General features: G+C 63.9%; 15 protein-coding genes. 7 read left to right on the top strand and 8 right to left on the bottom strand.

Annotation, left to right across the window (positions count from 1 at the left end; all coding sequences use genetic code 11):
* Window positions 1–37 precede the first annotated feature (37 nt).
* Window positions 38–415 (bottom strand): VOC family protein, encoded by a 378-nt coding sequence (locus tag JEQ47_RS18545; protein ID WP_198877933.1) that lies wholly within the window; start codon window positions 413–415, stop codon window positions 38–40.
* 617 nt (window positions 416–1,032) lie between these two features.
* On the opposite strand from JEQ47_RS18545, the gene gltB reads away from it, so the two are divergent.
* Window positions 1,033–5,742, top strand: coding sequence for a glutamate synthase large subunit (gene gltB, locus JEQ47_RS18540; protein WP_503489117.1), 4,710 nt, complete (start codon window positions 1,033–1,035; stop codon window positions 5,740–5,742).
* Window positions 5,743–5,913: 171 nt separating this feature from the next.
* Window positions 5,914–7,341 carry a glutamate synthase subunit beta gene (locus JEQ47_RS18535; RefSeq protein ID WP_198877931.1) on the top strand — a complete coding sequence of 476 codons (1,428 nt, stop codon included), beginning with the start codon at window positions 5,914–5,916 and terminating at the stop codon, window positions 7,339–7,341.
* Window positions 7,342–7,695: 354 nt separating this feature from the next.
* On the opposite strand, the gene JEQ47_RS18530 is transcribed toward JEQ47_RS18535, so the two are convergent.
* Window positions 7,696–7,938, bottom strand: a complete 243-nt coding sequence (locus tag JEQ47_RS18530; RefSeq protein WP_198877930.1) for a DUF982 domain-containing protein — start codon at window positions 7,936–7,938, stop codon at window positions 7,696–7,698.
* Between the two features lie 146 nt (window positions 7,939–8,084).
* Between JEQ47_RS18530 and hpt the strand changes: the two genes are divergently transcribed.
* Window positions 8,085–8,627, top strand: a complete 543-nt coding sequence (gene hpt / locus JEQ47_RS18525; RefSeq protein ID WP_198877929.1) for a hypoxanthine phosphoribosyltransferase — start codon at window positions 8,085–8,087, stop codon at window positions 8,625–8,627.
* A gap of 191 nt (window positions 8,628–8,818) precedes the next feature.
* On the opposite strand, the gene JEQ47_RS18520 is transcribed toward hpt, so the two are convergent.
* Window positions 8,819–10,369: a UxaA family hydrolase gene (locus tag JEQ47_RS18520; protein ID WP_198877928.1), complete on the bottom strand. Its 1,551-nt coding sequence runs from the start codon at window positions 10,367–10,369 to the stop codon at window positions 8,819–8,821.
* Between the two features lie 118 nt (window positions 10,370–10,487).
* On the opposite strand from JEQ47_RS18520, the gene JEQ47_RS18515 reads away from it, so the two are divergent.
* From JEQ47_RS18515 to JEQ47_RS18500, 4 genes are all read left to right on the top strand, one after another.
* A complete protein-coding gene (locus tag JEQ47_RS18515; RefSeq protein WP_198877927.1) occupies window positions 10,488–11,237 on the top strand; it encodes a GntR family transcriptional regulator in 750 nt (249 codons plus the stop codon).
* Between the two features lie 79 nt (window positions 11,238–11,316).
* On the top strand, window positions 11,317–11,754 hold the full coding sequence (locus JEQ47_RS18510) for an RbsD/FucU family protein (protein ID WP_198877926.1): 438 nt from the start codon (window positions 11,317–11,319) through the stop codon (window positions 11,752–11,754).
* A 17-nt stretch (window positions 11,755–11,771) separates the two neighbouring features.
* Complete coding sequence (locus JEQ47_RS18505; RefSeq protein ID WP_198877925.1) at window positions 11,772–12,623, top strand: fumarylacetoacetate hydrolase family protein; 852 nt, start codon at window positions 11,772–11,774, stop codon at window positions 12,621–12,623.
* A gap of 153 nt (window positions 12,624–12,776) precedes the next feature.
* Entirely contained in the window at window positions 12,777–14,363 is a 1,587-nt protein-coding gene (locus tag JEQ47_RS18500) for an L-aspartate oxidase (protein WP_198877924.1), read from the top strand.
* Here the strand turns inward: JEQ47_RS18500 and JEQ47_RS18495 are convergent, their stop codons facing one another.
* From JEQ47_RS18495 to JEQ47_RS18475, 5 genes are all read right to left on the bottom strand, one after another.
* The gene (locus JEQ47_RS18495; protein ID WP_198877923.1) at window positions 14,364–15,239 is read right to left on the bottom strand and encodes a c-type cytochrome; all 876 of its coding nucleotides are present in this window, start codon (window positions 15,237–15,239) and stop codon (window positions 14,364–14,366) included.
* 84 nt (window positions 15,240–15,323) lie between these two features.
* Window positions 15,324–16,268, bottom strand: coding sequence for a carbohydrate kinase family protein (locus tag JEQ47_RS18490; RefSeq protein WP_198877922.1), 945 nt, complete (start codon window positions 16,266–16,268; stop codon window positions 15,324–15,326).
* Between the two features lie 90 nt (window positions 16,269–16,358).
* Window positions 16,359–18,494 (bottom strand): histidine kinase dimerization/phosphoacceptor domain -containing protein, encoded by a 2,136-nt coding sequence (locus JEQ47_RS18485; protein ID WP_198877921.1) that lies wholly within the window; start codon window positions 18,492–18,494, stop codon window positions 16,359–16,361.
* A gap of 122 nt (window positions 18,495–18,616) precedes the next feature.
* Complete coding sequence (locus JEQ47_RS18480; RefSeq protein ID WP_198878044.1) at window positions 18,617–18,991, bottom strand: YbaN family protein; 375 nt, start codon at window positions 18,989–18,991, stop codon at window positions 18,617–18,619.
* A gap of 64 nt (window positions 18,992–19,055) precedes the next feature.
* Window positions 19,056–20,678: an ABC-F family ATP-binding cassette domain-containing protein gene (locus JEQ47_RS18475; protein WP_198877920.1), complete on the bottom strand. Its 1,623-nt coding sequence runs from the start codon at window positions 20,676–20,678 to the stop codon at window positions 19,056–19,058.
* Between the last annotated feature and the right edge of the window lie 321 nt (window positions 20,679–20,999).

Genomic DNA, 20,999 nt, shown 5'->3' with positions numbered 1-20,999 from the left:
CGACGAAAGGCGCGGCTCCGCAAGGACCGCGCCTTACTCATCCCGACATCATGGTGACGGCTTCGATCTTGTTGCCATCGGGATCCCGGACAAACGCGCCGTAATAATGAGCGTCGTATTCAGACCGCGTCCCCGGGGCGCCATCGCTCGTACCGCCATTGGCGAGTGCGACCTCATAAAAACGATCGACCATGGCGCGATCGCGCGCCGCAAACGCGATGTGAGTGCCATTGCCCGGCGTTGCCGGCTCGCCGTCGAGCGGCACGACGATGCTGATCATGAAGCTCCCGGCCCCATAAAGCAGTTCGCTGCTTGTTTCCGCCTGCAGCGTCATCTGCACCACTGCCAGTACCGGATCGTAGAACGCCTTGGCGCGAGCGACATCATTGGTCCCGAGCGAGACATGATCGATCATCTGATCCTCCTGTGTGCAACCAAGTGCAAAATGGCGGCAAAGGTTGCCGATAGGATAAGATTGGAAATTTCTACGCAAAGCTCGGTGATTTGAAAGCTGCACGCGCTGAAACTGATGCAAACTCCTACGCTTTCCTATAGCCAGAGACACTAAACTCCTATTTTTTGTGGCCGAGTGGTGGCAAAACCGCTTGCCCCTAGTTTTGAATTATGCAAATGTGAACGGGTTAGGGCAGCATGTCTGTCCTATCTAACGCGTCGCCCCGCTCTCCGCGGCCAGCGCGCACGCTGGTCCGGCTGGCCCGCTCGTCGAGAGTGGAAACGGACAGGCGGGGTGAAGATGGCTTGGTATCTGTCGCGCAAGAGGCGGGAGATGCACAATCCAGCCCGAATTATGAGCGGCCATTTGGATGCAGTGCCGCTCCCCACGCATGGACGCGATTGCTCATTCGAGCCGTACTGTGTAGTACGACCCGGCTGAGTACTGCGCCCGAAGAGGACCTATGCATCCGCCCGGCCGGCCCCACCGGCAACACCAGGATGCGCAAACGAACCATTGAGCCCCCAATGCGGGCGCGAACAGAACGAGGTTGAGCCATGGCAAACGTACGGACCGGAATTCCCGCCCAGACGGAACAAGCCAATCGCAAAACCCTGATTCTGGATGGCAAGCGAGTTACTGGCCGCCCCGCAGCTCAGGGTCTCTATGACCCGGCGCACGAGCACGACGCCTGCGGCATCGGCATGATCGCCAACATCAAGAACAAGCCCAGCCACGAAGTGGTCGAGAAGGGTCTCGAAATCCTCGAGAACCTCGAACACCGCGGTGCCGTGGGCGCCGACCCGCTGATGGGTGATGGCGCCGGCATCCTGGTGCAGACCCCGCACGCTTTCTTCGCCAAGGTCCTACCCTTCGCGCTGCCCGAAAAGCACGCCTATGCCGTGGCGATGATCTTTTATCCCAACATCCCGGCTTTGCGCGATCGCTGTGCGGCCGTGGTGCGCCGCTGCCTCGAGCAGGAAGGCCTCGAACTGCTCGGCGAGCGCGTCGTCCCGACCGATAACAGCAAGCTTTCCGAAGGCGTCATCGCCACTCAGCCGGCCATCGAACAGATGATCATTGCCCGTCCCGATGGCCTCAGCCTCGACGAGTTCGAGCGCAAGCTCCTCATCGTGCGCAAGGTGATTTCCAACACCGTCTATAAGGAAGTTCCCGAGAGCGACAGCGACAACGGCTTCTATGTCGTGTCCATGTCGGCGCGCACGCTCGTCTATAAGGGCATGTTCCTCGCCGACCAACTCGGCGCCTTCTATACCGACCTCCACGACGAGAGCTTCGAAAGCGCCATTGCCCTGGTGCACCAGCGCTTCTCGACCAATACCTTCCCGTCCTGGAAGCTGGCGCACCCCTATCGCATGACCACCCACAATGGTGAGATCAACACCATCCGTGGCAACGTCAACTGGATGGCCGCCCGCCAGGCTTCAGTCTCCTCGCCCAAGTTCGGCGACGACATCACCAAGATCTGGCCGATTTCCTATGAAGGCCAGTCGGACACTGCCTGCTTCGATAACGCGCTCGAATTCCTCGTGCGCGGCGGCTATTCGCTGCCCCATGCCGCGATGATGCTGATCCCCGAAGCCTGGGCTGGCAATCCTCTGATGGATGAAGAGCGTCGCGCCTTCTACCAGTATCACGCGGCCCTCATGGAGCCCTGGGACGGTCCGGCCGCCATGTCGCTGTCCGATGGCCGCTATGTCGTGGCGACCCTCGACCGTAACGGCCTCCGGCCCGCACGCTACCTTGTCACCAAGGAAGGCCACGTGGTCCTCGCCTCCGAGTCCGGCGTGCTCGATATTCCCGACGAGGACATTGTCGAGCGCTGGCGCCTGCAGCCGGGCCGCATGCTGCTGATCGACCTCGAAGAAGGCCGCATCATTTCCGACGAGGAAGTGAAGAAGGCGCTCGCGACGAAGAACCCCTATGCCGAATGGCTCGCCCGCTCGCAGATCGTGCTCGAAGACCTGCCGCCCACCGAGCCGCAGGCCCCCAAGAGCTCGGAATCGCTGCTCGATCGCATGCAGGCCTTTGGCTATACCCAGGAAGACATCAAGCTCCTGATGGCGCCCATGGCCACGACCGGCCAGGAAGCCGTCGGCTCGATGGGCACGGACACGCCGATCTCGGCGCTCTCCAACAAGTCCAAGCTCCTCTACACCTATTTCAAGCAGAACTTCGCGCAGGTCACCAACCCGCCGATCGATCCGATCCGCGAGGAATCGGTCATGTCGCTGGTGAGCTTCATCGGCCCGCGTCCGAACATTCTCGATCTCGAAGGCTCGAGCCGCGAAAAGCGCCTCGAAGTGCGTCAGCCCATTCTCACCAACGAGGATCTCGAAAAGATCCGCGCCATTGGTGACATGGACACCAACCAGTTCAAGACGCTGACCATCGACATCACCTACCCCGCTGATACCGGCGCGGCAGGCATGGAAGCCGCTTTGGAAAGCATCAGCCAGCAGGCCGAGGCCGCCATTGCCGGCGAATACAACATCATCATCCTGTCCGACCGCCTCGTCGCCGCCGACCGTATCGCCATCCCGGCGCTGCTGGCGACGGCCGCCGTCCATCACCACCTGATCCGCAAGGGTCTGCGCACCTCCTCGGGTCTCGTGGTGGAAACCGGCGAAGCCCGCGAAATGCACCATTTCGCCATGCTCGCCGGCTATGGCGCCGAAGCGATCAACCCCTATCTCGCCTTCGAGGCGCTCGCCGCGCTCCACGCCGAAGGTGAATATCCGCCCGAAGTCTCGGCCGACGAAGTGGTCTACCGCTACATCAAGTCGGTGGGTAAGGGCCTTCTCAAGGTCATGTCCAAGATGGGCATTTCGACCTACCAGTCCTATTGCGGCGCGCAGATCTTCGACGCCATCGGCCTCAACACCGATTTCGTGAAGAAGTACTTCTTCGGCACCGCCACCTCGATCGAGGGCGTAGGCCTGGCCGAAGTCTCGGAGGAAACCGTCCGCCGCCACGCCGACGCCTTTGGCGACGATGCGGTGCTGAGGAAGGCGCTCGATGTGGGCGGCGAATACGCCTACCGCATCCGTGGCGAAAAGCATGCCTGGTCGCCCGATGTCGTGGCCGACCTGCAGCACGCCGTGCGCACGGCCGAGGAAAGCCCGGAAACCGCCCAGGAGCGCTATGACAGCTTTGCTGCCCGCGTGAACTCGGGCGAAAACGGCTATCTCGCCATCCGCCACCTCTTCGACATCAAGCCCGTCGGCGCGCCCGTCGCCCTCGACGAGGTCGAGAGCGCGGCCGAGATCGTCCGCCGTTTCGTCACCGGCGCCATGAGCTTCGGCTCGATCAGCCGCGAGGCGCACACGACCCTGGCGATCGCCATGAACCGGATTGGCGGCAAGTCCAACACCGGCGAAGGCGGCGAAGAGCCCGATCGCTACAAGCCCCTGGCCGATGGCTCGCAGAACCCGCTGCGCTCTGCCATCAAGCAGGTGGCGTCCGGCCGCTTCGGCGTCACCACCGAATACCTGGTCAATTCCGACCAGATCCAGATCAAGGTCGCGCAGGGCGCCAAGCCCGGCGAAGGCGGCCAGTTGCCCGGCCACAAGGTCGACTGGATCGTCGCCAAGACCCGTCACTCGACGCCCGGCGTGGGCCTCATCTCCCCGCCGCCGCATCACGACATCTACTCGATCGAAGATCTCGCCCAGCTCATTTACGACCTCAAGAACGTCAATGAAGCGGCCGACATCTCGGTCAAGCTCGTGTCCGAAGTCGGTGTCGGCACGGTTGCCGCCGGCGTCGCCAAGGCGCGCGCCGACCATATCGTCATCTCGGGCTATGACGGTGGCACCGGCGCCTCGCCGCTGACCTCGCTCAAGCATGCCGGCGGACCCTGGGAAATCGGCCTCGCCGAAACGCACCAGACCCTGGTGCTCAACCGTCTCCGCTCGCGCGTCCGCCTCCAGGTCGATGGTGGCCTCAAGACCGGCCGCGACGTCCTCATCGGTGCCCTGCTCGGCGCCGACGAGTTCGGCTTCTCGACTGCCCCCCTGATCGCGGCCGGCTGCATCATGATGCGCAAGTGCCATCTCAACACCTGCCCGGTTGGCGTCGCCACCCAGGACCCGGTGCTGCGCAAGCGCTTCAAGGGCACGCCCGAGCACGTCATCAACTACTTCTTCTATGTCGCCGAAGAGCTGCGGGGCCTCCTTGCCCAGCTTGGCGCGCGGACGCTCAACGAACTGATCGGCCGCTCCGACCTGCTCGATCAGCGTCGCGCCGAAGACCACTGGAAGAGCGAAGGCATCGACCTCTCCAAGGTGTTCTACAAGCCCGAGCCGCTGGGCGGCGACACGCTCTACCACTCGGAAACGCAGAACCATCACCTCGAAGCCGTGCTCGATCGCAAGCTGGTCGAACTGGCCGCGCCTGCTCTCGAAGGCGGCAAGGCCGTGCAGATCGAGCTGCCCATCCGCAGCCGCGACCGCTCGGCCGGAGCCATGCTCTCGGGTGCCCTGGCCAAGAAGTACGGCCACAATGGCCTCCCCGAGGACACGGTCTCGATCACCCTCCGCGGCACGGCCGGCCAAGCCTTCGGCGCCTTCCTCGCCAAGGGCATCTCCATCGACATGATCGGCGACGCCAATGACTATGTCGGCAAGGGCCTTTCCGGCGGCCGCATCGTCGTGCGCCCCTCCGAGAAGGTGACTTTCGTCCCCGAAAACTCGATCATCGTCGGCAACACGGTGCTCTATGGCGCTACCGCCGGCGAACTCTATGCCCGCGGCGTCGCCGGCGAACGCTTCGCGGTGCGCAATTCGGGCGCAATTGCCGTGGTCGAGGGCACGGGTGACCATGGCTGCGAATACATGACCGGCGGCCTCGTCGTCGTCATCGGCAAGACCGGCCGCAACTTCGCGGCGGGCATGTCGGGCGGCGTCGCCTATGTGCTCGACGAGGACGAGACCTTCCGGTCGCGCTGCAACCTCGCCATGGTCGATCTCGAACCGGTGCAGGAGGAAGAAGACCTCATGCGCAAGATCCACCACCATGGTGGCGATCTCGAATGGCATGGCCGCGTCGACATTTCCGGCGACATGACCAAGCATGACGACGAGCGCCTGCACCAACTCATCTCGAACCACCTGCACTATACCGGTTCGACCAAGGCCAAGCAGATCCTCGACAACTGGGCCGAGATGCGACCCAAATTCGTCAAGGTCATGCCGCTCGAATACCGCCGCGCCATCAAGGAGATGGAAAAGAAGCGTGCGGGCATGGGCATGGCGGCGGCAGAATGATGATGCTTCACCCGTCCGGCGGCTCCGTCGCCTTCCTCCCCCTTGAGGGGAGGGACCGAGGGTGGGGGTCCGTCAGCGGACCACAAGACCACCCCCTCCCCAGCCCTCCCCTCAAGGGGGAGGGTGCGCAGGAGCCACAGGCTCCGATCCAGAATTCCAAGGAGCAGAGCCATGGGTAAGGTTACCGGCTTTCTCGAAATCGAACGCGAAGAGCCCCGCTACGAGCCGGCCTCCGATCGCATCCGCCATTTCGGCGAATTCACCATTCCGCTGCGCGAGGCGCAGGTGGTCGACCAGGCGGCGCGCTGCATGGATTGCGGCATTCCGTTCTGCCATGGCGATACCGGCTGCCCGGTGCACAACCAGATCCCCGACTGGAATGACCTCGTCTATAACGGCGACTGGGAAGAGGCTGCCCGCAACCTCCATTCCACCAACAATTTCCCCGAATTCACCGGCCGCATCTGCCCCGCTCCCTGCGAGGAAGCCTGTACGCTGAACCTCGAGGACACGCCGGTCGCCATCAAGACCGTCGAGCAGGCCATTGCCGACCGGGCCATCAAGTCCGGCTGGATCAAGCCGCAGGTGCCGGCGACGAAGACCGGCAAGCGCGTTGCGGTGGTCGGCTCCGGCCCGGCCGGCCTTGCTGCCGCCCAGCAGCTCGCCCGCGCCGGCCACGATGTCCACGTCTATGAGCGCGAGCCCAAGGCGGGCGGCCTCATGCGCTATGGCATTCCCGACTTCAAGATGGAAAAGGACCATATCGACTTCCGCGTCGAGCAGATGGAAGCCGAGGGCGTCACCTTCCACTATGGCGTCAATGTCGGCGTCACCACGCCGCTGTCCGATCTGCAGCGCGACCATGACGCAGTGCTGCTGGCCGGTGGCGCCGAAAAGCCGCGCGATGTCGATGTCGAGGGCAAGACCTTTGCTGGCGTCCACTTCGCCATGCCCTTCCTCGTGCAGCAGAACCGCCGCGTCGGCGGAGAGGATGTCTCGGGCGAATTCCAGCTTTCGGCTGCCGGCAAGCATGTCGTGGTCGTGGGCGGCGGCGACACTGCGTCGGACTGCGTGGGCACCAGCTTCCGCCAGGGCGCCATTGCCGTCACCCAGCTCGACGTGCGCCCCATGCCGCCGGAACTGGAAAACAAGCTCAGCAATTGGCCAAACTGGGCGGTCAAGATGCGCACCTCGTCCTCGCAGGCCGAAGGCGCCATCCGCGAATTTTCCGCCGGCACGATGAAGATCATCAGCGACGACAAGGGTCACGTCACCGGCGTCGAATGCGCCCGCGTCGATCGCAAGCGTCAGGCCATTCCGGGCACCGAATTCATCATCAAGGCCGATCTCGTCCTGCTCGCCATCGGCTTTGCCGGTCCGGTGCAGGAGGGGATGCTCACCGAGCTCGGCGCCCAGTACGACAAGCGCGGCAATCTCTTTGCCGATACGATGAGCTACAAGACCACCGTCGACAAGGTCTACGCCGCCGGCGACATGCGCCGCGGCCAGTCCCTCGTCGTCTGGGCCATCCGCGAAGGCCGCCAGGCCGCCCGCTCGATCGATTTCGATCTCATGGGCAAGACAGATCTGCCGAGGTAGTAGCCACACGCTCGGCCCGCCCTCGGGCTTGACCCGAGGGCAAGCCAAAGTCCGCCGACCTCACCACACCATCCAGTGTCACCCCCGCGAAAGCGGGGAACCTCTGTTCTTCCAGAAGCCGTCATTGCCCGGCTTGTCCGGGCAATCCATCTTGCGGAAGAATGGACCACCCGGACAAGCCGGGTGGTGACGAGCGCTGAGGGATCATGCCAGCGCCTGGTTGGTCCGCATTCCTGCTTCAGGCGTCCCAAGCTGGGCCCTGACTTTCACCAGGATTGCGCGCATTATCGACGCACTCGATCAGTCCCTCCCCCTTCTTCAGGGGAAGGTTAGGGGAGGTCAGCGCCTCACCCCTCACTCCACGAAAATCCCCGCCTCCAGCGCCACGTCCATGAAGGCCAGCCACGATGCCTCTGGCGCCGCCCCCTCCATGGCCGCCAGGCACAGGTCGCTGGCGATCTTGTGCTTGTCGGTGCGCTCCGTCGGCCAGTCCATCAGCAGGATATTGCGGGCCTGCGTCGGGGTGTGGACCACGAGCTGTTCGCCGCCGAGCGTGATGGTGATCGGCCTGTCCCAGGTGTGGATTGCGTCGAGCATGGGTAAACTCCAAAGCAACTGCCCGCCGCCAACGGTGGCCTCAGCGACGGAGTTCCCCCGATATTTCGGGTCTACCTCATTGCCCGGCTTGTCCGGGCAATCCAGCGATGCTTCAACTGCGCCTGAACGTTCCGGACGAGTTGCCCATGCCCCAAGCGCCCTACATCGTGGACCAGTTGATCTCCGCCAAGGCCATTGCCGCCCGCGTCGAGGCACTGGCCGCCGAAATCACCGAGACCTTCAGGGATACCGACAAGCTCGTGGTCGTCGGCCTCCTGCGCGGCTCGTTCATCTTCATCGCCGACCTTGTGCGCGAGATCGATCTGCCGGTCGAGGTCGATTTCCTCGCAGCCTCGTCCTACGGCGACGGCATGGAATCGAGCCGCGAAGTGCGCATTCTGAAGGACCTGCGCGGCGAGATTGCCGGCCGCGACGTGCTGGTGGTGGAAGACATCATCGACACCGGCCACACGCTCAAGCACGTGCTCGAAATCCTCGAGACGCGCCATCCGCGCCGCATGGAAGTCTGCGCCCTGCTCAACAAGCCCAGCCGCCGCGAGGCCCAAGTCCCCGCCCGCTGGATCGGCTTCGACATCCCCGACGAATTCGTCGTCGGCTACGGCATCGACTACGCCCAGCGCAACCGCAACCTACCCCATATCGGCAAGGTGCGGTTCGTGGAAAGCTGACCATCGGCTCCTGCCACCCTCCCCCTTGAGGGGAGGGAAGCGAGATAGGACTTAGCGTTTGCTAAGTCCGTTATCGAGCAGGGTGGGGGTGTCGCGCTATCTGCCGACCGCCATTCGAGCGCAGCTCTCATGGCCTCCTCGCCTAAAATCTCTCCACCGGAGAGATTTTGCGCAAAGCGCTCGGCCCGGAACTACATCACCGCCCCGACCTGCCACGGCACAAATTCATTGTCGCCATAACCCAAGGCTTCCGACTTGGTCTCCTCGCCGGACGCCACCCGCAGCATGAGATCAAAAATCTCGCGACCCTTGGCCTCGATGCTCACCCCTTCGACGATATCGCCGCAGTTGATGTCCATGTCCTCGGTCATGCGCGCATACATGTCCGAATTGGTGGCCAGCTTGATCGACGGCACCGGCTTGCAGCCATAGGCCGAACCACGGCCCGTGGTGAAGGCGAGGATGTTCGCGCCACCCGCCACCTGGCCCGTGGCCGAGACCGGATCGAAGCCGGGCGTGTCCATGAACACGAAGCCCTTCTCGGTGACCTTTTCGGCATATTCATAAACTGCCGTCAGCGGCGTGGTGCCGCCCTTGGCCGCTGCGCCCAGCGACTTTTCCAGAATGGTGGTGAGACCGCCCAGCTTGTTGCCCGGAGAGGGATTGTTGTTCATCTCGCCGCCATTGCGGCCCGTATAGTCTTCCCACCACTTGATGCGCTCGATGAGCTTTTCGCCCACGTCGCGGTTGACGGCGCGGCGGGTGAGCAGGTGTTCGGCGCCGTAGATTTCCGGCGTTTCCGAAAGAATGGCCGTGCCGCCATTCTCGACCAGGATATCGGCCGCCACGCCCAATGCCGGGTTGGCGGTGATGCCAGAATAGCCATCCGAGCCACCGCATTGCAGCGCCAGCGTCAGGTGCGATGCGTCTACCGTTTCGCGCCGCGCCTTGGCAGCGATCGGCAGCATGTCCTTGATCTTCTCGACACCCCAATCGATCATCTTCCGCGTCCCGCCGATCTCCTGGATCGTCATGGTCTGGAAGGTGTCGGTTTCCTTGAGATTGTAGGCTTCCTTCATCTTGTCGATCTGGAAGGCCTCGCAGCCCAGGCCCACTAGCAGCGCCGCGCCCAGGTTCGGGTTTGACGTATAGCCCCACTGCGTGCGGCGGAAGATCTGGTAGCCCTCGCCCGTCAGATCCATGGCGCAGCCCGTGCCGTGCACGAAGGGAATGACGCCGTCGATTTCCGGATAGTCGTCGAGAATGCCCGACTTGTTGATGGCCTCGGCCATGAATTTTGCGACCGTCGCGGAGCAATTCACCGAGGTGAGGATGCCCACATAGTTGCGCGTCCCCACATCGCCATTGGCGCGGCGATAGCCCTCGAAGGTCGCGCGCTGGGCGGGGGCCAGCATCTCGACCGGCACCGCGCCTTCGGCAAAGGCATAGTCATGCGTCAGCGAGCCATCGGCGCCGCCCATGCCGCAATTGTGCTCGTGCACCCAGTCGCCGGCGGGAATGCCTTCCTTGGCAAAACCGATGATCTGCCCGAACTTCATCACCGCCTCGCCCGCCGCTATGGGACGGACCGCGAATTTGTGCCCGCGCGGCACGCGGCGGACGATGCTCACGCCCTGCGCGGTCTCGGTGCCGACGTCGAGATTGGCCAGCGCCACGCCGATATTGTCGGCGGCATTGAGCACGAGCGTTTTGCCTTGCGGCTGGATGACATGTTCGTTCATCAAGGGGGTCCTGGCAGTGGTTCGGGCGCTTTACGCCGCCGGTTTTTCTCTCCAGATTGCAGCCGCAAACGGGAGGACCGGCATTGTCATTCAACGCCACACTAACTAACATGTTAGCATGAAAACGGAAGCCAGTCCCTACCAATTTCTCGGCCAATCGGGCGATTTCTCGCGTGGCACGGTCACCGTGGACGTCACCAATGCCCTGCGCCACGGCATTGTCACCCTGGCTTTGCCGCCCGGCACTACGCTCGATAAGTCGGCCATCTGTGCCCAGCTCGGCGTCTCCCGCTTCCCGGTCAGCGAAGCCCTGGCGCGCCTGGCCGATGAAGGTCTGGTGTACATCGCCCCCCAGCGCGGCTCCACCGTTTCCCTCGTGAAGATCGCCGACGTCCGCGAATACATGCTGATCCGCAAAGGCCTCGAAAGCGAGGCCCTGCGCGTATTGATCGGCAAGCGCGACGCCGATGTCATCGCCGCGCTCCACGCAAATATGGCAGCGCAGCGCGAAGCCGCCTCACGCGACGATGCCGAAACCTTTCACCAGATTGACGTCGAATTCCACGACATCATCTTCCGCTCCATGCGGCTGACCAAGGTCAAGGCGATCATCGACAAGGCCCGCGCCAATCTCGACCGCGCCCGCCGCCTGATCATCACCCCGCGCCGCCTCGCCGACACCATTGCCGAGCACCAGGCGATCTTCGACGGCATCCTGGCGCAGGATCAGGCCCAGGCGGCCCGCGCCATCCGCGCCCATATCGACGCGGTCATGATCGAGCTCTTTGCCTTCGCCCAGGAGCGTCCTTCGCTCTTTGCCGATGGCCATGACTTCACCGCCGAAGACAACGACTTTCCCTTCGGCTGACACACCGAGCGTTGCCAGCAAAAGTGGCAACGGTTTTGCGCTTCGGCAACGCGAGAACAAGAGAACATAGAGACCAAACATGCTGAAAAACATCCCGCCCCTCCTTGGCCCCGAACTGCTCTCCACGCTCCGCGCCATGGGCCATGGTGACGAGATCGTCATTGCCGACGCCAATTTTCCGGCTGAATTTCTGGGGCCGCTGGTGATCCGCGCCGACGGCATTTCCGCCACCGATATCGTGGACGCGATCCTCACCGTCATGCCGCTCGACGATTTTGTCGACGAAGCCGCCATCAGCATGGCCGTGGTCGGCGACCTGACTGCGGAACCGCCGATCTTTGGGGAGTTCAAGGCCCTCCTGGCCCGCCACGAACCCGGCCAGGGCTTTTCCACCATCGAGCGCTTCGCCTTTTACGACCGCGCCCGCAAGGCCGCCGCCGTCATCCAGACCGGCGAAGCGCGCCTTTATGGCAATATCATTCTCAAGAAGGGCGTCATCCGCCCCGCATCGGCCTGAACCAGGGAGAGACCGCAATGAAACTGCTTCGCGTCGGCGCCAAGGGCGCTGAAAAGCCCGCCATTCTCGCCTCTGACGGCACGATCCGCGACCTCTCCGGCGTCGTCTCCGATATCGGCGGCGCCACCCTCCTGCCCGAGGGTCTCGCGAAAATCGCCGCCACCGACCTCAACGCTCTCCCCGCCCTCTCCGCCGCCGAGCGCATCGGCCCCTGCGTGGCAAACGTGGGAAAATTCATCTGCATCGGCCTCAACTATGCCGACCATGCCGCCGAAACCGGCGCCAAGATCCCGGAAGAGCCGATCATCTTTATGAAGGCGACCAGCGCCATTATCGGCCCCAATGACGATGTCATCATCCCCAAGAACGCCATCAAGCCCGATTGGGAAGTCGAGCTGGCCATCGTCATCGGCAAGGAAGCCCGCTATGTCGAGGAAGCCGATGCCATGGATCATGTAGCCGGCTATTGCGTCTGCAATGACGTCTCCGAGCGGCATTTCCAGACCGAGCGCGGCGGCACCTGGGACAAGGGCAAGGGCGCCGACACCTTTGGTCCCATCGGCCCATGGCTCGTGACCAGGGACGAAGTACCCGACCCGCAGAACCTCGCCATGTGGCTTGAAGTCGACGGGCACCGCTACCAGAACGGCTCGACCCGGACGATGATCTTCGGCGTCGCCAAGATCGTTTCCTATGTCAGCCATTTCATGAGCCTGCAGCCCGGCGACGTCATCACCACGGGCACCCCGCCCGGCGTCGGCATGGGCATCAAGCCCAATCCCGTCTGGCTCCAGCCCGGCAATGTCATGCATCTGGGCATCGAAGGCCTCGGCGAACAGCGCCAGAACGTCAAGGCCTACTCGGCCTGATCTTCGATGACACGGCTCCTTCGTCACCCTCCCCCTTGAGGGGAGGGTAGCGACCCTTGGCCCGAATGGGCCGTAGCAAAGCTGGGGAGGGGTGTCGGATGTTGCAAGCCACTGGCTTGCCTTGTATGCCCCTCCCATCCCAGGGAGGAGCCTGTGACCACCTTTGACAACACGCTGAACGCCGATGGTGCCCTCATCGTCGGCGCTGGCCTTGCCGGCCTCTTCACCGCGCTCAAGCTCGCGCCGCGACCGGTCACCGTGCTCTCACCCAAGCCGCTCGGCACGGGCGCTTCGTCCGCCTGGGCGCAAGGTGGCGTCGCCGCTGCCATCGGCAAGGGCGACTCGTCCCATGCCCATGCCGTAGACACCGAAATGGCGGGGGCGGGCATTGTCGATCATGGCATAGCCGAAAGCGTCACCGCTGAAGCCGTGGCGCGCATCGAGGACCTGGCGCGCTGGGGCACGCCTTTCGACCGCGACGATTTCGGCAATTTCGAGCTTGGCCGCGAAGCCGCCCACTCGGCCAATCGTATCGTCAAGGTCGAGGGCGATCGCGCCGGCTGGGCCATCATGCAGGCCATCATCGCCCAGGTGCGCAGGACGCCGTCGATCCGCGTCGTCGAGGGCATTACGGCCCTCAGCCTCGCCCGTGATAATGGCCGCATCGTCGGCGTCTACTGCCGCAGGCTCGGTGATCGCTATTCCGAGCCTATCTTCATCCGCGCCCGCGCCACCGTGCTCGCGGCCGGCGGGCTGGGCGGGCTTTATGCCGTCACCACCAATCCGCCCGGCGTGCGCGGCCACGCCATGGGCATGGCGGCACGGGCCGGCGCCGTCATCGCCGATCCCGAATTCGTGCAGTTTCACCCCACCGCCATTCTGACCAATGCCGATCCGGCCCCGCTGGCCACCGAAGCCCTGCGCGGCGAAGGCGCCATTCTCGTCAATGACCTCGGCGAGCGCTTCATGCCCGCCATCCACCCCGACGCGGAACTGGCCCCCCGCGACGTTGTCGCCCGCGCCAATTTCCGCCAGATCCAGTCGGGCCGCCAAGTCTTCCTCGATACCCGCGCAGCCCTTGGCGAGAGCATTCTCACCCGCTTCCCCACCGTTTCAAAATACTGCCACGATGCCGGCATCGACCCGGTGGCAGGGATGATCCCGGTGACCCCGGCCGCGCATTTCCACATGGGCGGCGTCAAGGTCGACGAGCGCGGCCGCTCCTCCCTACCCGGCCTCTGGGTCTGCGGCGAGGCTAGTTGCACCGGCCTCCATGGCGCCAATCGCCTGGCCTCCAACTCCTTGCTCGAAGCCGTGGTCTATGGCGCCCGCATCGCCGAGGACATTGGCGGGCTCGAGCCACAGCGCGACCTGGCGCCGTTCAAGGGCATCGAATGGGACGAGAAAGAGGGCAACCGGGCCGAGACGGTGCTGCGCAATACCGTGGCCGTGCAGGACCTGCGCCAGGTGATGACCGACCTCGTCGGCGTTGAGCGCGATGCCGATGGACTGAAACAAGCCCTTCGCCGCATCGCCCATCTCGAAATCACGGCCGAACAGGTCACGTCGGCCTATCTCAACATGACCACTTCGGCCACCCTGGTCGCCGCTGCCGCCCTCAAACGCACGGAAAGCCGCGGCGGCCATTTCCGCACCGATTTTCCTGAGCCAAGCGAGGCTTGGGAACACCACACGGAAATGACTTTGGGGGAAGCCCTCGCCATCCGCGCCGGGGCCTGATCACTCCGTCAGGAGGAAGGTGGCCAGCGCCGTCAGGTCCTCGTCGGTCCAATGCGACGTGGAATCGGTGATCACCTCGGCCATCGACCCGCCCAGCACGTCAAAGCCAGGCGTGAACCCGTCCTTGAGCGTCTGCACCAGCGTCGGCACGTCATAACCCTCGTCGGTCAGCGCGGCTGCGGCCAGCGCGGGAGCGCGTCCGCCGGTGCCACCGGGGGACCCGGTCAGGGCCTGATCCCATTCCAGGGCGCCGAGCGCATTGCGCGGCGTATGGCAGGCAACGCAATGGGCCGGGCCATAGGCCAGATACTTGCCGCGATTGTAGATCTCGTCCCGTCCGGCCTCCGGCTCGAACCGCGCCGGACGGAAGAAGAGGTTCTGCCAGCCCGCCATGGCCAGCCGGATGTTGAAGGGGAACGGGATGTCGCTTGCCGCCGCGGGCGTCGGCACCGGCTCGGTTGCCATCAGCGCCGCATAGAGATCGACGATCTCCTGATCGCTCATCAGCGTGTAGTTTTCATAGGGAAAGGTCGGGTAGAGGTGCCCCTGCGGCCCCATGCCATTGCTCATAGCATCGGAGAACTGCTGCACGGTCCAGCCACCGATGCCCGCATCCGGATCCGACGTGATATTGGGCGGCACGAAGGTGCCGAACTGGGTGACGAGCCCGACGCCACCCGCCAGTTCCGCGCCACCGGCTGCGGCATTGGTGTGGCAGGCGACGCAGCCGCCAAGGCGCATGAGATAGGCGCCGCGCTCTGCATCGCCGGTCAGCGTCAGGTCGCGCGCGGGTCCCGTGACAGGCTTGAGGAAATACACCGCCCCTGCCGCACCCAGCACCGTGAGTGCTAACAATGCAAACCAGCTTTTCCGCATGTCGACGCCCTCTGCCTTGCGCGGGATCAGAGCAGAGCCGCATGCGGCTGGCAACTGACGGAAATGTTAGCGCTTTTCCCGGGATTAAACGCCGAGCACGGCGTCGACTTCGGCTCGGTTGGGCGGCTGGCAGCCCTTGCGGCCGCAATTGATCCCGGCCACCACGGCGCCAAAGCGCAGCATCTGTTCAAGCTGCGCACCATCGAGCCCGCCCAAGGCGCCCGGCTTCAGCGCGCCCGCTTCATTCAGCCAGGTGAGAATGCCCGCCATCAGGCTGTCGCCCGCGCCCACCGTGTCGCCGAAGACCGGCGGCGCATAGATCGGCGCCGTCGCGCTGCCCGCCTGGGTAAAGGCCCGGCTGCCGTGTTCGCCCAGCGTCACCACCACAAGTTCGCAGTTCTGCCGCGCCAGCAATTGCGCCGCATGGTCCTCGATGCTCATATCAGGCATCAGCCAGTCATGATCTTCCTCAGAAAGCTTGACCAGGTGCGCCGTATCGAGGAAGGCACTGAGACGGGTCCGATATCCGGCCTCATCGTCGATCAGCTTGTCCCGGACATTGATGTCGATGGAGATGGCGGCGCCGCGCGCCGCCACGGCTTCGACCACGGCCATCCAGATGGCGGCATCGTCGGCCCGGATCGGCGAAAAGCCACCGATCTGGTAGAGCTCGACGGTCTGCGGCAGCGCCGCCAGCAGCCCCTCGCGGGTAAAGGCGCGGTCGGCATGGCGCTCGAACACGTAGCTCGCCTGCATCTTCTGGTTGAAGCTGACGATAGCCTTGGTCGTCGGCTCGGGCACCCTGTCCTTGAGAAGAACCTCGACACCCGCCTCGGCAAGCGGCCTGAGCAGCAGGTCGCCATACTCGTCCTGGCTGATGGGGCAGAGAAAGCCGGTGTCATTGCCCAGCTTGCTCAGCGCAATGGCACAGTTGAACGGTGACCCGCCGGCCAGCGCCATGCGCTCAGCATTCTCGGCGGCCGAAACCGGCACCAGATCAATCAGGCTTTCGCCACCCACCACGAACATGCCATTCCTCCCCGAGCACTCATTCGGGCGGCTGCATAGCACCTTCGCCCGAGCCGCCGCCAGAGGGACGACGGTTCCGCGAAGGTGAGCCTAGTCCGGGTCGGGCGTTACCGGCATGGGTTCCATGACCGGCGCCGTCAGCGACACCTTGAGCCCGGGCCGGTTGTCCTCGCGCTCGATCGTACCGCTCAGGGTCTGCACCAGCGACGCCAGCATGCGCGACCCGAACCCGGTCCCCTGCGTCTCGGCGGCCGGCCCCTTGCCACGGTCGGACACGACGAGGCGCAGACTGTCGCGGAATTGGTCGAGCCTGATATGGAGCGGTCCTGGCCGTCCGTCATAGGCGTATTTCGTGGCGTTGGTGATGAGTTCGTTGACCACGAGACCCACCCGCACAGCTCTGTCCGTGCTGATCAGCACCGGCGCCAGATCGGTTTCGAGAGTGTCGCTCCAGCCATCATCGAGGCTGGTCTGCAGTTCGGCCACCAGTTCCGTCAGATAGCGCGACAGGTCCACCACCCGCACGCTGTCATCCTGGTAGAGCCGGCGATGGACGAGCCCGACCGCCATGAGCCGCTGTTCGGCGGCTTCAAGTTGCTCGCGCGCCTCGGGGCCGGCGGTGCGGCCCTGCATTCTCAGGAAGGCCGCCACCAGCGACAGGCTGTTCTGCACGCGGTGGTTCACTTCCTTGAGCAGATAGTCCTTCTGCTCGACCAGGATCTGGTTTTCCCGCAGGCTCGTGGTCAGTTCGCGATTGAGCTGGCGCATGCGCCGGTTGTTGCGCGCCTCGAGCATGAGCCGGACGATGCGCTGCGCCGATTCCACCTCGGCATGCGTCCATTCGCTCGAGCGACCCTTGACGCTTTCGGACCAGGCCTCGAACGACGTACGCGGCTGCAATTGCGCATCGGGCGAGTGGGCGACGTCCTTGTGCGGGTTGCCGGCCCATTTCACCACCTGCAACTGTTCGGCGCGGAACCACATGAGAATGGTGGGCACTTCGGTCGACATGGTAACGGCTAGAAGGCCACTGGCCACATCGGCATAAACCTTGGCTTCGGGCAGCATGCCGCCGAGGCTGCTGGTCACGATCGGCCGGATGGCGCCCGGCTCACGCACAAATTCGGCGACAGCGCGCACTTGCGCCTCCGCCGGGCATTTGCCGATGCAGAAAAGATCCTTGCCCTGCACGGCCGCAAAGCCGTCGGCCTGCAGCAGGCCGGCCAGTTCATTGCCCGAGCCGGCGAAAAAATCCACCAGTCGCTCGTCCGAGCCGAGCCGCGCCACGACCACGTCTTCCTGTCCACGCAGGCGAATGCGTTCGCGGAACAGTTGCCGGTCGTCGCGTGCCTTGACCTGACGCGCCAGCGCCGACGCCACCGCCTGGCAGGCCAGCCGCGTCGTCAGCGACATCGGCCGGGGCTCGTGGTGATGGCAGGCGATGAGGCCCCAGAGCATGTTGTCATTGACGATCGACATCGAGGCAGAGGCCCCGACACCCATATTCTTGAGATATTGCAGATGCACCGGCGATACGCTGCGCACGGTGGAATCGCTCATGTCGATCTCACTGAGGTCGGTCGAGGCGCTGCGCACCGGCGCGGGCGTATAATGCACATCGGCGATCACCCGCACCTTGTTGCGCACATAGAGCGCCCGCGCCTGCTTGGGGATGTCCGAAGCAGGAAAGTGATGGTTGAGAAAGCTCGATGAGTCGTCCGAAATGCTCTCGCCCAGCACGACGCCGGCATCGCCATCGATGAAGCGATAGACCATTACCCGGCTATAGCCGGTCAGCTCCTGGAACACCTTGGCCGCCTGGGTGCTGAGGTCTTCAAGATTGGTGGATTGTTCCAGCCAGCCGCCCAGTGTCTCGATCTGGGCGAGAAATGCGGCATCGAGCATTTCGCCCGGCGTCTTGTCGGTGAGCTCGACCACCAGGTGCGCGCCGCTGCGATAGGCCACGCAGTCCTTGATCCCGCCGTTGAACGAGACTTCACCCACAACCAGGATACCGGATGCCGGCAGTCCCGGCGCGATCGCGCTGCCCGGCTTGCCGATCAGGCGTTCGAGACTTTCCCCGAGCACGGCAACGGGACTGCCTGCTTCGCCCACGACCACATCCTGATCGTCGACAATCAGCATCACTCCGAAGGGCTGGATGGCGCCGGGAATATGGATGGGCTCGCGGTCACAACTGGTCAGCGCGGCGGAAAAGTCGTCCATGTCCTGGTCTCCTGCCCGCGCTTCTGCCGGTGCTTTTGCGCACCGTGACCATCTGCCCCCGTGCGGTCAACCGGGCAAGGCACTGCAATCGTTCTCGAAACGGCCCCGCGGGCAAAAAGTGATCAGCTTTGCGGCTGAACGGGCTCCGGCCGGGTCACCACAAAGGCCGCAATGGCCAGCAACACGGCCGCGACCAGAAGCGCGAGCCACCAGTCGGGCTTGGCCGTAAACCAGAACATGGCAAAGCCCAGCGTCATGCCACCCAGCGAATAAAGCTTGTGCCGCCGGGCGATCGCCCCGCTTTCGCGCCAGGCGCGAATGGCCGGGCCGAACCGCTTGTGATTGAGCAGCCATGCCTCCGCCCGCCGCGACGAGCGGGCAAAACACCATGCAGCCAGGATCAGGAACGACGTCGTCGGCATCAGCGGCACAAAGGCCCCGATAATGCCGAGCGCGACGAGGAGGCAGCCGAGGACGAAATAGGCGGGACGGAGAATTTGGCTGACCTGCGCTTGGAGTTGCGCCTGTCTATCAGGTTTCTTCCGCCGCCGTCGAGTTGCCTCAGCTCCTCAGGCCCGGCGCTTCCTGGCCGGTGGCCTCGACATATTCGCTATAGCCGCCGCCATAGGCATGGACGCCTTCCGGCGTCAGCTCCAGCACGCGGTTGGAAAGCGCGGCGAGGAAATGTCGGTCGTGGCTGACAAACAGCATCGTCCCCTCGAAATTGCTCAGCGCCTCGATCAGCATCTGCTTGGTCTGGATGTCGAGGTGGTTGGTCGGCTCGTCGAGCACGAGGAAGTTCGGCGGGTCAAACAGGATGAGAGCCATGGCCAGGCGCGCTCTTTCGCCGCCCGACAGCACGCGGCATTTCTTCTCGATATCGTCGCCCGAAAAGCCGAAGCATCCCGCCAATGCCCGCAGCGGCGCCTGTCCGGCCTGGGGAAAGGCAGCTTCCAGCGTTTGGAAAATCGTCATGTCGCCATCGATGACATCCATGGCGTGCTGGGCGAAATACCCCAGCTTCACGCTCGGGCCTCGCGATACCGAGCCGGCATCCGGGTCCGAGGCGCCGGCCACGAGCTTGAGCAGCGTCGACTTGCCCGCGCCATTGACCCCGAGGATGCACCAGCGCTCGCGCCGCCGCACATGGAAGTCGAGCCCGTCATAGATAGTCCGGCTGCCATAGGCTTTCTTGACCCCTTCGACACGCACGATGTCCTCGCCCGAACGCGGTGCCGGGCGGAATTCGAAGGCAATGACCTGCCGCCGCTTGGGCGGCTCGACACGGTCGATCTTGTCGAGCTTCTTCACCCGGCTCTGCACTTGCGCCGCATGGCTGGCGCGCGCCTTGAACCGCTCGATAAAGGCGATTTCCTTGGCTAGCATGGCCTGCTGCCGCTCGAACTGCGCCTGCTGGTTCCGGTCGGCGATCTCGCGCTGGGCCTGGTAGAAATCGTAGTCGCCGGTATAGCTCGTCAGCGTGCCGGCATCGATCTCGAGCACCTTGTTGACGATGCGGTTCATGAACTCGCGGTCATGCGAGGTCATCAGCAGCGCGCCGGTGTAGCCCTTGAGGAAGTTCTCGAGCCAGATCAGGCTTTCGAGATCGAGGTGGTTGGAGGGTTCGTCGAGCAGCAGCACGTCGGGCTTCATGAGAAGGATGCGGGCCAAAGCCACGCGCATCTTCCAGCCCCCACTGAGCGCGCCGACATCGCCATCCATCATCTCATTGGAAAAGCCGAGGCCGGCGAGCACTTCGCGGGCGCGGCCATCGAGCGAATAGCCGTCCAGTTCCTGGAATCGCCCCTGCACCTCACCATAGCGTTCAATGATGGCGTCCATCTCGTCGGCCTTGTCCGGATCGGCCATGTCGGCTTCCAGTACGGCCATTTCTGCCATCAGCTCGCTGACCGGCCCGGCCCCGTTCATCACCTCGGCAACGACAGGCTTGCCCTCCATGTCGCCGACATCCTGGCTGAAATAGCCGATGGAGACGCCGCGATCGACCGAGACCTGGCCTTCATCCGGCGCTTCCTCGCCGGTGACCATGCGAAAAAGCGTCGTCTTGCCCGCGCCATTGGGGCCCACCAGCCCGATCTTCTCGCCCTTTTGCAGCGACGCCGACGCTTCGATGAAGACGATCTGCTTGCCGTTCTGCTTGGAAATGGATTCGAGACGGATCATGGAGGCGGCCTGAACTGAACAATCGGCCCGTCGCCCTCCCCTTCTTCAAGGGGAGGTTGGGTGGGGGTCCGACACTGCGGAGAAAGTCTGCGCTCCTAAAGCATCCCGCGCCTATCCCGGCAAGCCCACCACGATAACGTCAGCTATGCGTGATCCAGGAGAATCAGCGCCAGGTGGCGTCGAGTGAGGAAAACCTCATTCCCCGTAGTTCACAGTGTTCACAGCAAACAACCACGCTCATTACACGCCGGCGTAGTTGGTCCGAGACTCCTGCACCAAAAATAGTTCAAGCCCTAAGCATCGCAACGTTTCGGAGCCCAA

The organism is Devosia sediminis (assembly GCF_016411825.1).
In the GTDB taxonomy this organism is placed as follows: domain Bacteria; phylum Pseudomonadota; class Alphaproteobacteria; order Rhizobiales; family Devosiaceae; genus Devosia; species Devosia sediminis.
Note: the sequence above shows the minus strand (reverse complement) of the source record. Positions and strands in the feature narration are given on the sequence as shown.

Excerpts from the sequence above, each read along its gene's own strand:
- JEQ47_RS18520 (WP_198877928.1), bottom strand. The coding sequence starts at position 10,369 with ATGAACGAACATGTCATCCAGCCGCAAGGCAAAACGCTCGTGCTCAAT.
- JEQ47_RS18490 (WP_198877922.1), bottom strand. The coding sequence starts at position 16,268 with ATGTTCGTGGTGGGTGGCGAAAGCCTGATTGATCTGGTGCCGGTTTCG.
- JEQ47_RS18495 (WP_198877923.1), bottom strand. The coding sequence starts at position 15,239 with ATGCGGAAAAGCTGGTTTGCATTGTTAGCACTCACGGTGCTGGGTGCG.
- JEQ47_RS18535 (WP_198877931.1), top strand. The coding sequence starts at position 5,914 with ATGGGTAAGGTTACCGGCTTTCTCGAAATCGAACGCGAAGAGCCCCGC.
- JEQ47_RS18515 (WP_198877927.1), top strand. The coding sequence starts at position 10,488 with ATGAAAACGGAAGCCAGTCCCTACCAATTTCTCGGCCAATCGGGCGAT.
- hpt (WP_198877929.1), top strand. The coding sequence starts at position 8,085 with ATGCCCCAAGCGCCCTACATCGTGGACCAGTTGATCTCCGCCAAGGCC.
- JEQ47_RS18505 (WP_198877925.1), top strand. The coding sequence starts at position 11,772 with ATGAAACTGCTTCGCGTCGGCGCCAAGGGCGCTGAAAAGCCCGCCATT.
- JEQ47_RS18485 (WP_198877921.1), bottom strand. The coding sequence starts at position 18,494 with ATGGACGACTTTTCCGCCGCGCTGACCAGTTGTGACCGCGAGCCCATC.
- JEQ47_RS18545 (WP_198877933.1), bottom strand. The coding sequence starts at position 415 with ATGATCGATCATGTCTCGCTCGGGACCAATGATGTCGCTCGCGCCAAG.
- JEQ47_RS18475 (WP_198877920.1), bottom strand. The coding sequence starts at position 20,678 with ATGATCCGTCTCGAATCCATTTCCAAGCAGAACGGCAAGCAGATCGTC.
- JEQ47_RS18530 (WP_198877930.1), bottom strand. The coding sequence starts at position 7,938 with ATGCTCGACGCAATCCACACCTGGGACAGGCCGATCACCATCACGCTC.
- JEQ47_RS18510 (WP_198877926.1), top strand. The coding sequence starts at position 11,317 with ATGCTGAAAAACATCCCGCCCCTCCTTGGCCCCGAACTGCTCTCCACG.